Source organism: Bacillus sp. FSL K6-0255, assembly GCF_045040725.1.
In the GTDB taxonomy this organism is placed as follows: Bacteria; Bacillota; Bacilli; order Bacillales; family Bacillaceae; genus Bacillus; species Bacillus subtilis.
Window position 1 is genome coordinate 2440040 of sequence record NZ_CP150278.1, and the last position, 14556, is coordinate 2454595.

Annotated in this window: 16 protein-coding genes; 1 reads left to right on the forward strand and 15 read right to left on the reverse strand. The window is 43.6% G+C overall.

Translation table 11 applies throughout. The features are described 5' to 3' along the window. Positions 1–33 precede the first annotated feature (33 nt). From MHB62_RS12505 to rpsU, 11 genes are all read right to left on the reverse strand, one after another. Positions 34–405 (reverse strand): diacylglycerol kinase family protein, encoded by a 372-nt coding sequence (locus tag MHB62_RS12505; RefSeq protein ID WP_015384119.1) that lies wholly within the window; start codon positions 403–405, stop codon positions 34–36. Then, the gene (gene ybeY, locus MHB62_RS12510) at positions 386–859 is read right to left on the reverse strand and encodes an rRNA maturation RNase YbeY (protein WP_032722131.1); all 474 of its coding nucleotides are present in this window, start codon (positions 857–859) and stop codon (positions 386–388) included. The genes MHB62_RS12505 and ybeY overlap by 20 nt, the downstream gene beginning before the upstream one ends. Then, positions 860–2995, reverse strand: coding sequence for a cyclic-di-AMP phosphodiesterase PgpH (gene pgpH, locus MHB62_RS12515; RefSeq protein ID WP_010886570.1), 2136 nt, complete (start codon positions 2993–2995; stop codon positions 860–862). Between the two features lie 78 nt (positions 2996–3073). After that, positions 3074–4033 carry a PhoH family protein gene (locus MHB62_RS12520; protein ID WP_014477373.1) on the reverse strand — a complete coding sequence of 320 codons (960 nt, stop codon included), beginning with the start codon at positions 4031–4033 and terminating at the stop codon, positions 3074–3076. Further along, the gene (gene yqfD / locus MHB62_RS12525; protein ID WP_003230033.1) at positions 4030–5226 is read right to left on the reverse strand and encodes a sporulation protein YqfD; all 1197 of its coding nucleotides are present in this window, start codon (positions 5224–5226) and stop codon (positions 4030–4032) included. Before yqfD ends, MHB62_RS12520 begins: the two co-directional genes overlap by 4 nt. A gap of 18 nt (positions 5227–5244) precedes the next feature. After that, positions 5245–5526, reverse strand: coding sequence for a sporulation protein YqfC (gene yqfC / locus MHB62_RS12530; RefSeq protein ID WP_003226191.1), 282 nt, complete (start codon positions 5524–5526; stop codon positions 5245–5247). Between the two features lie 56 nt (positions 5527–5582). Beyond that, on the reverse strand, positions 5583–6002 hold the full coding sequence (locus tag MHB62_RS12535; RefSeq protein ID WP_032722132.1) for a hypothetical protein: 420 nt from the start codon (positions 6000–6002) through the stop codon (positions 5583–5585). 24 nt (positions 6003–6026) lie between these two features. Further along, a complete protein-coding gene (gene floA / locus MHB62_RS12540; RefSeq protein ID WP_003230026.1) occupies positions 6027–7022 on the reverse strand; it encodes a flotillin-like protein FloA in 996 nt (331 codons plus the stop codon). Between the two features lie 21 nt (positions 7023–7043). After that, positions 7044–8357, reverse strand: a complete 1314-nt coding sequence (locus MHB62_RS12545; protein ID WP_032722133.1) for a nodulation protein NfeD — start codon at positions 8355–8357, stop codon at positions 7044–7046. A 130-nt stretch (positions 8358–8487) separates the two neighbouring features. Further along, positions 8488–8934: a GatB/YqeY domain-containing protein gene (locus MHB62_RS12550; protein WP_003230022.1), complete on the reverse strand. Its 447-nt coding sequence runs from the start codon at positions 8932–8934 to the stop codon at positions 8488–8490. Positions 8935–8948: 14 nt separating this feature from the next. Beyond that, the gene (gene rpsU, locus MHB62_RS12555; RefSeq protein ID WP_003152957.1) at positions 8949–9122 is read right to left on the reverse strand and encodes a 30S ribosomal protein S21; all 174 of its coding nucleotides are present in this window, start codon (positions 9120–9122) and stop codon (positions 8949–8951) included. Positions 9123–9294: 172 nt separating this feature from the next. Here rpsU and MHB62_RS12560 point away from each other — a divergent pair, with 172 nt between their 5' ends. Then, entirely contained in the window at positions 9295–10218 is a 924-nt protein-coding gene (locus tag MHB62_RS12560; RefSeq protein WP_015714282.1) for a Na/Pi symporter, read from the forward strand. Between the two features lie 35 nt (positions 10219–10253). Here MHB62_RS12560 and mtaB read toward each other — a convergent pair whose 3' ends face one another. The 4 genes from mtaB to dnaJ are packed head-to-tail and all read right to left on the reverse strand — an operon-like array spanning position 10254 to position 14489. Continuing rightward, positions 10254–11609 (reverse strand): tRNA (N(6)-L-threonylcarbamoyladenosine(37)-C(2))-methylthiotransferase MtaB, encoded by a 1356-nt coding sequence (mtaB, locus tag MHB62_RS12565; RefSeq protein WP_003230017.1) that lies wholly within the window; start codon positions 11607–11609, stop codon positions 10254–10256. After that, a complete protein-coding gene (locus MHB62_RS12570; protein ID WP_015384126.1) occupies positions 11609–12379 on the reverse strand; it encodes a 16S rRNA (uracil(1498)-N(3))-methyltransferase in 771 nt (256 codons plus the stop codon). The genes mtaB and MHB62_RS12570 overlap by 1 nt, the downstream gene beginning before the upstream one ends. Positions 12380–12401: 22 nt before the next feature. After that, entirely contained in the window at positions 12402–13337 is a 936-nt protein-coding gene (gene prmA, locus MHB62_RS12575; RefSeq protein ID WP_032722135.1) for a 50S ribosomal protein L11 methyltransferase, read from the reverse strand. Positions 13338–13361: 24 nt separating this feature from the next. Next, positions 13362–14489 (reverse strand): molecular chaperone DnaJ, encoded by a 1128-nt coding sequence (gene dnaJ / locus MHB62_RS12580; protein ID WP_003230010.1) that lies wholly within the window; start codon positions 14487–14489, stop codon positions 13362–13364. Positions 14490–14556 lie beyond the last annotated feature (67 nt).

The window sequence follows — 14556 nt, forward strand, 5'->3', positions numbered from 1 at the left end:
AAAATGTAAAATAAATGTAAGAATTTTCAGCCATTACAGCTTTGGCAAAAAAATAAGTAAACCAATGATACACGAAATCACGGCAAAAACGCAAACAGCCCCGGCGGCAGCGTCCTTGGCCGCTTTAGCAAGAGGGTGATGTTTGTCAGTTATTAAATCAACCGTATGTTCAATGGCTGTATTTAAAAGCTCAAGCGAAAACATACCGCCTATCAAAAGGAATATAATCATCCACTCAATCATGCTGAGCTCTACAAGGAAGCCGCAAATGAGAACAGCGCAGGCGGCTGCGGCATGAAATTGGAAATTCCGCTCCGTCCGCGCTGTTTCCCAGATGCCCCGGCCTGCATGCACGAAGCTTTTGAAGAATCGCTTCAGCTCGTTTCTATGATCTTTTGAGTCCATAAGCGTCCAGCAATTCCTTTTGCTTAGTAAACATCTCCTCTTCTTCCTCTTTCGTCATATGGTCATATCCTAAAAGGTGCAGAAATCCGTGTACAGCTAGAAATCCGAGCTCTCTTTTAAAAGAATGATTATACTCCTCTGCCTGCTCTCTTGTGCGATCGGCACTGATGATAATATCACCTAAAACCGGAGGCATTTCGGCGCCCACGATTTCGATCTCGCCTTCCCCCTCTTCTTCAAGAGCAAATGAGATGACATCTGTCGGAGCATCCTTTCCCCGGTATTCTTTGTTAATCTGATGTATGTCATCATTGGAAACAATCGTGACAGAAACTTCAGCCTGGTCTTGAACGCCTTCACGCTCAGCAGCAAATTGAAGCAGATTTTCTACTTCTTCGAGCATCTCTTCAGAGACGCTTCCCGTTTCATCAACGATATCAATCAGTAAACTCATCTATTTCACCTTCTTAGTAGCCTCCGGATATTCAATCCGGGAGTGGAAAATTCCTTTTAATGTTGCACAGAGCGTTTTTGCGATTGTATCCAACTCTTTAAATGTCAAATCGCATTCACTAAACTGTCCGTCCTGAAGCTTATCGGATATAATACCCCGGACAAGCTTTTCAATTCGTTCAGGATTTGGATTGTGCATGGATCTGACGGCCGCTTCAACACTGTCGGCCACTGATATAATTGCGGCTTCCTTTGACTGCGGCTTCGGCCCCGGATAACGGAACTCTTCCTCTGTAATCTGGTCGCCTTTTTCCTTCGCTTTATAGTAAAAAAACTTTAAAAGCGAGGTTCCATGATGCTGCTCAGCAATATCGACAAGCTCTTTCGGAAATTTATAGCTTCTCAGCATATTCGCACCGTCTGTCGTATGCGAGATAATAATATTTTTACTCAACTGAGGTGACAGCTTGTCATGCGGATTGTCAATATTCATTTGGTTTTCAATAAAATATTGCGGGCGCTTTGTTTTTCCGAGATCGTGATAATATGCGCCGACTCTTGCAAGCAAACCATTAGCCCCAACCGCTTCACAGGCTGCCTCTGATAAATTGGCAACCATTACACTGTGATGATATGTACCTGGTGTTTCTGTCAGTATTTTGCGCAAAAGCGGATGGTTAGGATTAGACAGCTCAAGCAGCCTCATTGTGGATAAAATGCCGAAGCCTGTCTCAAAAAACGGCATCAAGCCGATGATCAGTACAGACGAAGCAAATCCTGACACAACCCCCATCAGCATTAATGTTCCGATTTCAAGACCCGACAGTGCAGTGTTTTGGATCAATAATAAAGAAAGAACGACAACCATATTGATAAACGCTACGAAAAGCCCGGTCTGCAAAATCTTTGATCTGGCATTGTGCTTTCCTAAAAATAATACACCTGAAATGCCGCTGATCAAATAATAAATCCCTATGACATAATTGAATGTTCCTGTCACACCCTGATTAAACATCATACTTCCGCAAATCGCAAGAATGATACTTCCCAAAATGGCAATGCGTTCATTCATCAGCAGTTTGATTAAGATGGCGCCGGCCGCAATGGGGACCAGATAGCCGATATTATTATACTCCATCTTCTGAAACAAACTGACAACCTCCATGATCACAAGCAAAAGTGTTGTGATTATGGAGAATAACAGAATGGATTGGTTTTTAAACTTCAGATTTTGTTTCTGTTTTTCAAAATAATATACAAGTGTTGCAATGAAAAGTCCGATCATAATCAATAGCCCGCTGATCGGTTTAAAGAGATTTGAGTTATTTAATAACCCGGTCAGCTCAAGTTTCCTGTACACTTCCCGATCAATGAGGTCATTTTCTTCCACGAGCACTTGCCCCTGTTTGATTTGAACCTGCTGGACATTATCTGAGGCTTCCTGCCGTTTTGCCTCTGTTGCTTTCGGATCGAAGACGTAATTCGGAATAATAGCAAAACGCCCGATTTCTGTCGCGGCTCCCAAGTATTTAGACGGAATAGAATTGCTCTTTAGCTCTTTTTCTACCTTATCCTTTGCATCAGATAGTTTATCCGAAGGGATTTCACTGCTCATGACCGTATTTACCGCGGTAATGACCGTATCTCTGACAAAAGAAAAGTCTTCACTGTCTGCTTTCAGCAATGTCTTGATGGAATCCTCCGATATAGAATCATTCACATCTGATGTCAATTTGTCCTTTACAGATTTGACCATTGATTTTTCCGATGGTGATTTACTGCCTTCTTCCGATGATTTTTTCACTTCACTAATACTGTCGAATATTGATGACACAAGGTCAATCCGATTGTCTGTATATTCTTTTTTTAATGTATATTGATCTTCAACCGCGTCCTCAGCGGCTTGCTTTTTTTCCTCTGTGGCTTTTTGATCTTCTACGGTTGCCGGAGCGTAAATGGTCTTGTCGCTGACTGAAAACAGGTCTAAATCAAGTGTTTCCGGCTTAACATGTACAAAGAGCAAAGCAAACATAATGGCAGCCAGCAGAAGATACAGCAGTACATGCATGGAGCGGGCATTTTTAAAACTGCTCCATTTTTTTGAGCTGCTTTTGGTCTTAGCCTTCTTTTTCAACACAAGAACCTCCTCTTGAAACATCAAGCCCATAAGCAATCATAAAAATGACCCGATAACGCGCGATCGGGTCATTCAGCATTAATTTTGCTTATCGTATGCTTCAATAATTTTCGCAACAAGCGGATGTCTGACCACGTCTGTCTGGTCTAGCTCAATCATAGAAATGCCGTCTATTCCTTTCAGCATCTCCTTCGCTACTGCAAGTCCCGATTTGACGCCTTTCGGCAGATCAATTTGGCTAACGTCACCTGTAATGATCATTTTAGAGCCAAAACCCAGTCTCGTCAAAAACATTTTCATTTGAGCAGGCGTGGTATTCTGTGCTTCATCAAGTATAACATAAGCATCATCGAGCGTCCGTCCCCTCATATATGCGAGCGGAGCAATTTCAATGATGCCTCTTTCCATCAGACGTTCTGTATGATCTGCCCCAAGCACATCATGGAGAGCGTCATACAGCGGGCGCAAATAAGGATCTACTTTTTCTTTTAGGTCACCTGGGAGAAAACCAAGGCTTTCACCAGCTTCCACGGCAGGTCTTGTTAAAATGATTTTTTTGATATGTCCGTTTTTTAAAGCATGGACTGCTTTTACGACAGCCAGGTACGTTTTCCCGGTTCCCGCCGGACCAATGCCGAATACAAGGTCATTCCGCTTCATAGCGGCCACGTATTCCCGCTGTCCCATTGTTTTTACACGGATTGATTTGCCTTTTGCGTTTTTTGTAATTTCTTCTTCATACATGCTTTCAAAGTATTCAAGTTCATTCTTCTTTGCCATTTTGATGGCGTAAATCACATCACGTTCAGAGATCTCTATCCCCTTGCGAATTAAAGCGAGGAGCGATCCCAGCAGCCTGTCTGCAATCTGAAACGATTCATCATCGCCTGAAACATAAATCGTCTCGCCGCGCGTAATGATATTTACATTCAGATCTTTCTCCATCAATTTCAAAAAAGAATCTTGGTTCCCGAAGAGTGAAAGCGCCTCGTCCGGGTTTTTCAGTTTTTGATTCATCGCAAGTAAATGTTCTGTCATTCTTCAGTCTCCCTGACAATAGGTGTGGTTTGAACGATATCTTCTATAACTTGGTAGAGAATAATCAACTTTACTTTACCATTCTCAACAGTCTGGTGCAAAACTTTTTCACTTTTCACCTCGCCGTTTTCGCCTATTTTATCCTCTACATCCTGTTTACCCAATTTAATGCCTTCTTGAACTGCTTCTTCTTTCGTATATTTTCGCAAAGCCTCTTCACTTTCTCTCGTTTGCTCTTTGACATAGGATACAGGGAGCTTAAATCCGAGAAAATGAAGCGAATGCTTTTCTTGTTCTGTTTTTGGATGCTTCAATTCCTCTTTTTTAAACGTCATCCCCCAGATCGGGATTGCCAAAGAACCAAAAGAAAGCTTGTGCTTTGTCCTTACTTTGCCCGTATAGACGTTAAATAATGTTTCAAGCGGGACTGTCACTTCTGATCTATACCAGGTTTCTCCGTAAATTTCTGCTTTTGAGGCGACTTCCTGCTGATGGTCTTCGCTGCCGATCAGTCCCGAAACAAGCAGCTGTCCCTTTTCAACATGATCGTGTATGGCGGCCATGGGCTGTCCTTTTTGCACAAACATTCTCGTAATGGTTGCTTTCTTTTTGGCGACAATGTTGCGCGGGCTAACATATTTTTCTTTTTCGGGCTCATTTTTCTCCACAACTTTCATATGAATGGTCGTCCCCTTCAGATCAACTCCGACCCAAGTGATATTGTCTATTCCATTGGTTAATGATTTCTGTATTTTTTCGGGCGACATCATTAAAAACTGCAGACGGCCCTTTTTGACGCCGATTTCATTAAGATGCTGCCTCATTTGATGTTCTGTTTCAGGCTTAGCGCCTGTCACATCAATTTTCCACACCATATTGGACAGCAAAAACAAAAGAATGAAAAAAATCGCAAAACCGATCGTAAACCCTATATTCAGCTTTGATTTCAGCAACAGGAAGGGAAATCCCTTCCGATTGATAAATCGGGCTTTACATTTAAATTTACTTCTTACCCGCCGAAAGGCATGTACATCCTGAAGCTGTATATATAACGATACGGCTTCTTTCTTTTTTTTGACATGAAAGACCGGAATCCCCTGTCTTGTGCATTCATTAAGGAGCCGCTCAATCCCTCTTCCCGTCAATTCAAGCTGGACCTTACCCGAAAAAAAAGACAGCCATTTATTTTTCACAACATTTCCCCCTCGGCTTTATGACTCAACATATCGAACGACATCAATCGTACCCTCCAAAAGTATCTCTTCCGGAAGAATCGCCTTGATGACAAAATTTTTACCAGATATGATGCACTGGCCCTGCTTCAGCATCAGCCGCACTTCATTCTCACTGAAAAGCAAAAGGCCTCTGTGGTTTTCTATGTAGATATGAAGTCTGCCAACCATTGTAATCCTCGGCAGATCCATCATAACGTCCGGGGGAATTTCCAATGCTCTTGTCAGCCAAGCTTTCATACGATTCTTTCTTTGCCCCATACAAAAAGAACCCCCTTTCATCTCATATGTATGATTTGAAAGGAGGTTCTAACACTTTAATTTTTACGGGCCGGGCGCATCGTACGGTGAGGTTTTTTCGCCCGTGGAGGTCCGAACACCTCTCCTAGAACGATCCCCTGTACGACGGTGTCTTTATTCACCTGAAGCATTTTTTGTTTTGTGTATACTGTTTTTTGTTTGGCAGCAGCAAGATCTCGTTCCAGCCCTTTCAGGTTTCTTGCTGTTTCCCTGCGTCTTTCTTCCGCTTCCCGTCTTGCCTGTTCCATACGGTTAGGGATAGGTGCAGGGGCATCTTCTTTTGACTGCTTTTTTTGAGGAGAAGCAGATTGCATGTGTTGAGGTTTTTTACTTTTTTGGCTGTTTTGCTTTTCTTCTTTGCTCTTTTTGCCGAAAATCGCAGAAATGATTCCGATGATCGCTGCAATAATAAGCGGATTGGTCAGTAAATCTTCCATCAGCGTTCTCCCTTCTTAGAGAGATTATGATTTGCGGTCTTCATCCGAAGGGTCTTTCGTCAGCTTGCCGAATGAATCACGCATTTCTGTGTCAGCATCGATGTTCTTGATATTCATGTAATCCATGACGCCAATATTCCCTTCACGCAAAGCTTCTGCCATCGCAAGCGGCACTTCCGCCTCGGCTTCTACCACTTTCGCGCGCATTTCTTCTACGCGGGCACGCATTTCCTGTTCTTGAGCGACAGCCATCGCACGTCGTTCTTCCGCTTTTGCCTGCGCGATGTTTTTATCAGCCTCAGCCTGATCGGTTTGTAAAATTGCACCGATGTTTTTGCCGATATCTACATCTGCAATATCAATTGAGAGAATTTCAAACGCAGTTCCTGAGTCCAATCCTTTTCCAAGGACTGTCTGAGAAATCATGTCAGGGTTTTCAAGCACTTTTTTATGATTATCAGATGAACCGATTGTAGAAACGATCCCCTCACCTACACGAGCTACAATGGTTTCTTCTCCTGCTCCCCCGACGAGGCGCTCTATATTCGCTCTTACTGTGATTCTCGCTTTCGCTTTGACTTCAATCCCGTCCATTGCGACACCGGCTATGAACGGTGTTTCAATCACCTTAGGATTAACGCTCATTTGAACAGCTTCCAACACGTCCCGGCCTGCAAGATCAATGGCAGCACAGCGCTCGAATGTGAGTTCAATGTTAGCTCGCTGAGCGGCGATAAGCGCGTTGACGACTCTGTCAACATTACCTCCAGCCAGATAGTGGCTTTCAAGCTGGTTTGTTCCAACATTAAGTCCCGCTTTATGCGCTTTAATCAGCGGGTTAACAACCCGATTCGGAATGACGCGGCGAAGCCTCATCCCAACTAGAGTGAAAATGCTGATTTTCACTCCGGCTGCCAAAGCTGAAATCCAAAGCATTACAGGCACAAATGTAAAAAATACTGCCAAAACAATGATCGCTACTGCGACAATTGCCAGAATCATAAGTGTTGACGGATCCATATAACTTCTCCTCGTTTCTATTTAAATTTCTCTCACGACAATGCGTGAGCCTTCTACTTTAATCACTTTTACTTTTTTATCTTTTTCTGTAAACGATCCCTCCGAAACAACGTCAAGGCGTTCATCATCAATAATCACGGTACCGGAAGGACGCAGCGGTGTAAAGGTTATACCCACTTTTCCCATTAAGTCCGTGCGCGTTTGATTTGAAACGTAGCCGCTCTCCGTGTTTGTAGAATCATTTAATATCAATTTCTTAAAGAATTTCATACGCTTTCCCAACACCCTTGTCAGTAAAATAAAAGCTGTAATCGAAACAGCTGAGGCGATCAAGAGAGAAACCGCCATGACAGTGAAGCTCCCCGCGGCTAAAAACAGGCTCGCAATAATCGCTCCCAAGCCCAGTAATCCAATGATTCCTCCGGGAAGAAAAATCTCAAGCAGGATGAGGATCACCCCTGCTATAAAGAGGAGAACCGTCTCATACCCGGCAAGGCCGGCTGCAAGATGCCCGTAAAAGAACAGCAATAACGCAATGAGTCCAGCCGTTCCAGGGAGGCCGACACCCGGGGAAAAAAGCTCCACCGTCAGACCTAAAAATGCGATTGTCAGCAGAATAGGGACAATGACCGGATTCGTCAGCCATCTTGCCGTCTTTTCCGCAAAGCTCTCCTTTGCGTAGCTGATCTGCGCTTTTTCGAACCCAAGCTTCTTTACGAGCGTGGATAAATTGTCAGCAGTGCCTTCTGAATAGCCTATCTCAATTGCCTTGTCTGCGTTAAGTGTCAGCAGATCTCCTTTAGGCGCGCCGACTTCCTTAGCATCTATATCCGGGTCAGCCATTGCGAGCGCATATTTTGGATCGCGGTTATTTTTCACTGCGGCATCTTCCATCTCTGCCAGCCAAAGTGATTGAGCTTTTTGGTCAGCGGCATTGCCTTGGCCATCAACAATCGCGGCGGCTCCCATTTTTCCGCCAGGCGCCATATAAATGTGATCTGCTTGCAGTGCAATATATGCACCAGCAGACAACGCGCGTTTGTTGACATATGCAGTTACGGGGATCTCGCTTTCGGTTATCAAATCGGCCATATCAATAGCAGATTTGACAAATCCCCCCGGGGTATTGATATCAAGAATAATATGGTCTGCATGTGCATCCTTTGCGTCTTGTAACGAACGGGACAAAAACGAGGCGAGACCCTGTTCGACATTTTTTTCAACCGGAATCACATAAACAGTTTGTTTTTCTGCTTTTGCGTTCAGTTGTACGCCTAATAAAGAAAGTAAAAATATACTCAAAAGAGCAGCACGGAATCCTTTGATTTGAAGCAAGGGCGGTGTATCCCTCCTTCCTTTTATAATAAGTGCCTTCTCTTCATACGTAACAAATGTATCAAAGGTTTCATTTTTTTATGTATAAAAAAAGACATCTCTCTTAGAAAGATGTCCTTTTCTTTGCCATTTAAGACAGTTGACTGCTCACAAGCTTATTAATTAAACTTCCGTCAGCTTTACCTTTTACTTTAGGCATAATTGCCCCCATCACTTTGCCCATGTCCGCTTTTGAGCTCGCACCGACCTCCGCGATGGTTTCATTTACGATTGTACGCAGCTCTTCTTCTGACAGCTGCTCAGGTAAATAAACTTCTAAAATGTCCAGCTCTTTTTGAACTTTATCTACTAAATCTAAACGATTAGCGTTTGAAAATTCCTGGAGGGAGTCTTTACGTTGCTTAAGTTCACGAGAAAGGACAGTGAGTTCCTCATCCTCGGTCAAACTGTCTTTCTTAAGCTTAATTGCTTCATTTTGAAGTGAAGCCTTAACCATTCGAACGACAGTCAGTTTGTCTTTCTCACGGTTTTTCATATACAGCTTCATATCCTGGTTGAGACGCTCAAGAAGACTCATAAATCCACCCTCTTTTAGAATTTGCGTTTTCTAGCAGCTTCAGACTTTTTCTTGCGCTTTACGCTAGGTTTTTCATAAAATTCACGCTTTCTTGCTTCTTGCAAAGTACCTGTCTTTGATACACTGCGTTTGAAGCGACGAAGAGCATCTTCAAGCGATTCGTTTTTTCTAACGACCGTTTTTGACATTCTCTTTCCCTCCCTCCGAATACACCAATCGACTACCTTTAAGTTACACATATAAACATGTACTTTGACATTATAATATAAGCCATCAGTCAGGTCAACTAAGTGAGTTCACTTTTCCGTCATGAGTGCGACTGCCTGTCTATATAATGATAGAAAGGGGTTGGTGAATAGGATGTTAATTCTGATTAGCTTTACTGCTCTTATATTATTCTTTCTCGCAGGCATGAACATGCTTCGAAAAGGCTTAATTTCTATGGCGTACTCAAAAATTGAAGAACGTTTGCTTTTATTTACGGACCATCCGTTAAAAGCGTTTCTTATCAGCATTGTATTTACGGGAATACTTCAGAGCAGTTCAGCTTTTATGGTCATTGTCATCGGCTTTGTAAGTGCGGGCGTTCTTTCTTTTAAGCGGACGATACCGATGATTCTGGGGACGAATGTTGGCTCTACTTTTACAACTGAATTTATTGCTATCAAAATGGATATTTTGATTTGGGTTCTTTTAATAGGAGGTTTATTGTTTTTTCTGACTGGCAGGTATCCTTTGAAACAGCTGGGAACAAGCTTCCTTGGACTGGGAATCATCTTCTTTTGCATCAGCGGATTCAGCCATCTTGCCGGGCCGCTGACAAAGCTGAAAACGGGAGCCGACGTTCTATACCATGTTAACGATTCAAACTGGTCCGCTTTGCTCATCGGGATGGTGTTAACTGCCATCATTCACTCCAGTTCTGTCTGTATCGGCATTTTGATGAGTTTTATGAATGAAGGGATTATCGGACTGACACAGGCGATGAGCGTCGTACTCGGATCCAATATCGGGACATGCATTACAGCTGTCATGGCTGCTGTATCCGGGGGATATGCGGCGAAACAGACAGCGTATGCGCATGTGGTATTTAACGTGCTAGGGGTGGCTCTAGTATTGCCTTTTCTGACCGCAGCGACCGGCTTTGTAGAGCAGTTATCACCCGATCCCGCCCAAAGGATTGCTCATTTCAGTCTTTTATTTAATGTAGTAACAGCTCTTTTATTTCTTCCGCTAACAAACTTGTTTTACCGATTGATTCACCTTCTTATCCCGGCTAAATAAAAAACCGGTACATTTTAATGCACCGATTTTTTAGGTTAAGAAGACAAACGCATGTGTTCAGTTATTTCATCCTCAACCACACGGACAAACTGTCCTTCGTTGTAAGGATAACCTGCTTTTAGGATTTTGACTTTTACGATTTTGCCGATCATATCTTCCGTACCTTTGAAAACAACCTTCATATAATTGTCTGTGTAACCAACAAACATATTTTCTTCTTCTGTTTCCTTAAACGCTTCCTCAGGGATAATCTCAAGCACTTCATTTTCATACTGAGAAGCGTATTCTTTTGCAAGCTGGTCAGAAAGAGCAATCAGGCGGTGCACACGTTCGTTTTTCACGTTTTCATCCACTTGGTCTTCCATTCGTGCAGCTGGTGTTCCTGTACGTTTACTGTAAGGGAAAACATGCAGCTCAGAGAATTTATGTTCTTTAATAAAGTTATAGGTTTCCATAAATTCTTCTTCTGTTTCTCCAGGGAACCCGACGATGACATCAGAAGTAACAGCTAAGCCTGGCAGTGCTTTTTTCAATTTATTTAAACGGTCTGCAAAGAATTCCATTGTATATTTGCGTCTCATCCGTTTAAGCACTGTGTTTGATCCGGATTGGATAGGAATATGCAGATGATTCACTATCTTATCTGAGCGGTCTAAGACCTCGATCACTTCGTCAGTGATTTGGCTGGCTTCGATTGAAGAAATTCTGATCCGTTTCACGCCTTCCACACGGGTGTCTAATTCGCTCAAAAGCTTCGCGAAGTTGTAATCTTTCATATCTTCGCCGTAGCCGCCTGTATGAATACCCGTAAGAACAATTTCCTTATATCCGGCATCGACAAGCTGCTGCGCTTGTTTAATGACTTCTTCAGGGTCGCGGGAGCGGAGCAGGCCGCGCGCCCACGGAATGATACAGAATGTGCAGAAATTATTGCAGCCCTCCTGTATTTTCAATGACGCTCTTGTGCGGTCCGTGAAAGCAGGCACATCTAGCTCTTCATAGACTCTTGCTTTCATGATGTTGCTGACGCCATTAATCGGCTGGCGTTCTTCTCGGTATTGGTCAATGTAGCCAAGCATTTTTTCACGGTCCTGTGTTCCGACTACAATGTCGACACCGGGGATCGCCATAATCTCAGCAGGTGAGGTTTGCGCGTAGCAGCCTGTGACACAGATGACACCGTCAGGATTTTGACGAATGGCGCGTCTGATCACTTGGCGGCTTTTTTTATCTCCCGTATTTGTAACCGTACATGTATTAATGACATATACATCAGCTGTTTGTTCAAAGTCTCTTCTTTCATAGCCCGCTTCTTTGAAAAGCTGCCAGATTGCTTCTGTTTCATAATGGTTGACTTTACAGCCAAGCGTATGGAAAGCAACAGTTGCCATTACTGATCACCTCTTAATAACTCTGTTTGATAAGAAATCGCGCTCAACGCGTATAGCGGAGCGGTTTCTGTCCTTAAAATTCTCGGTCCAAGGCCGCACGTCACACCGTCTTGCTCTGTGAGCCGTTCAACCTCCGCTTCTGTTAAACCGCCTTCGGGACCAAATACGATCAATAGAGATGATCCTTTCGGAAGGCTGCTTACAATCGCGCTGAATGCGCTTATTTCCCCTTGCTTCGATGACTCCTCGTATGCAACGACACATTTATCGAAATCCTGCATCCTTTGAAGAAGCTGCTGAAAAGAATGGACATCCATCACTCGCGGCACTTCGTTACGGTACGATTGTTCAGCCGCTTCCTTCGCAATTTTCGTCCATCTTTCCCGCTTTTTCTTTGCCTTTTTGTCATCCAGCTTGACAACAGAACGCGCGGCTTGGAAAGGAATAAAGGCATGAGCTCCGAGCTCAGTCCCCTTTTGGATAATCCATTCAAGCTTATCTCCTTTCGGAAGGCCGCTCGCAATATAGACCTTTATCGGAAGCTCTCTGTTTTCATTCGTCCATTCTATCACAAGGCAGGACACTTTATCTTTGGAAACAGATTGAAGTTCACATTTTGCCTCGAAGCCGTCTTGAGAGCAGCAGATAATCTGATCTCCCTCATTCATTCTCATCACGTTCACAATATGATGAACATCTTCGCCGGTAATCGAAAAAGCCGGCGCTTCCTCTATTTGCTGCTTCGTGAGCTCGATAAAATATCGTTGCATACGCTGTGACACCTACTAACTGTTATTTTTTCGCAATAATACTGACCCAATCTTCCATTGAAAGGATTTCTACAATGGTAAAGCCAGCTTGTTCCAGTGCTTCTTTTACTTCTTGTTTTTTATGACCGATGATTCCTGACGTAATAAAGTGGCCGCCTTCTTTTAACAGGCTGTACGCTTGTGAAGTAAAGCGAAGAATGACTTCAGCCAAAATATTGGCCACAATCACATCATGTTCCCCTTCAATCCCGTCTAACAAATTGTTTTGCTTCACTTGAGCAATATCGCTGACTTTGTTCAGCTTGAGATTGAGGCGTGCACTTTCTACAGCCACGGGATCAAGATCGTAGGCATGAACCGATTCAGCCTCAAGCATTGCAGCCGCAATACTTAAAATTCCCGAACCAGTGCCCACATCAATCACCTTATCACCCTTTTGCACAAAGCGTTCAAGCGCCTGAATGCAGAGTACGGTTGTCGGATGTGTCCCTGTGCCGAAAGCCATTCCCGGGTCCATTTCAATAATCAGTTCATCAGTATGGACCGGCGTATATTCCTCCCACGTCGGCACAATTGTAAACTTTTCAGAAATTTTCACAGGATGATAATACTTTTTCCAGGCAGTCGCCCACTCTTCTTCATTTACTTCAGAAATAGTGATGTGGTTTCTGCCCAAATCAATATTGTAAAGAAGGAGATTATTAATCGTTTCTTTGATGCCGTCTACAGTTTCGCCCAGAAAACTATTAACCGACAGATATGCTTTGACAATGACACCCTCATCTGGGTAATCATTGGGGTCGAGCTGGTAGATTTCCCCGTACACATTCTCACGTTCTTTAATTAAATCAAGCGGGTCCTCTATCACAACCCCACTTGCACCAGCTTCATGCAATATATTTGAGATAGGTTCGACCGCTTCATGTGTTGTGTGAATGCTTAATTCGGACCATTTCAAAACTACCAACTCCTCATCCAATAATTAATCGCCTTTAAACGCGCGTTTTACCTTGTCAAAGAAACTCATTTCCTGTTCGTCAGGCAGGTTTCCGCTGACTTCGGCAAATTCGCGGATAATGTCTTTTTGTTTATCTGTCAGATTTGTCGGCGTAACGACGCGGACGACGATATGCTGGTCACCCTGTCCATAGCCTCTGACATTTTGAACGCCTTTGCCTCTTAATCTAAATTTCGTTCCTGTTTGTGTACCGGCCGGAATTTTCAATTTCACTTTTCCATGCAGCGTCGGCACTTCTACCTCATCTCCAAGAGCAGCCTGAGCAAACGTTAACGGCATTTCACAGTAAATATCATCGCCGTCACGCTCGAAGAACTCGTGTGCGCGTACATGGAACACGACAAATAAATCCCCAGCAGGGCCGCCGTTTATTCCTGGTTCACCCTGTCCCGAGAGACGAAGCTGCTGCCCGTCATCTACACCGGCTGGAATTGTCACATTGATTTTCTTGCGTTTTTTGATTTTTCCTTTGCCGCCGCAGTCCGCACATTTGTTTTTAATTATTTTGCCTGTACCTTCACAGTGGTGGCAGACCCGTCTGTTAACGACTTTTCCAAACGGTGTATTTTGCTCCACGTTTAACTGGCCGGAGCCTCCGCAGTGGGAGCATGTTTCTGGATTTGTTCCAGGTTTCGCACCAGAGCCTTTACATGTTTCGCACGTTTCCTCGCGGGGAATTTCGATGGTTGTTTCTTTACCGAAAGCCGCATCCTCAAACGACAGGGTCATCGTATACTGTAAATCAGCACCCTGGCGCGGAGCGTTGGGATCTCTTCGTCTTGTGCCTCCGCCGAATATACTTGAGAAAATATCATCGAAACCAAAACCGCCGAAATCGCCGCCGCCAAAACCTCCGCCGCCGAAGCCTTGGTTAGGATCAGTGTGACCAAATTGATCGTAATGCGCACGTTTTTGGTCATCTGACAGCGTTTCGTATGCTTCTTTTACCTCTTTAAATTTTTCATCTGATCCGGCTTCTTTGTTAATATCAGGATGATATTTTTTTGACAGCTTCCGATAAGCTTTTTTAATTTCATCCTTTGAAGCGCTCTTACTTACTCCCAGCACTTCATAGTAATCACGCTTACTCATCTCGCTTCACTCTCCCGAATTTCTCACATAAATTAGATTGTATCATTTTGAATTATGATTTTTCAAT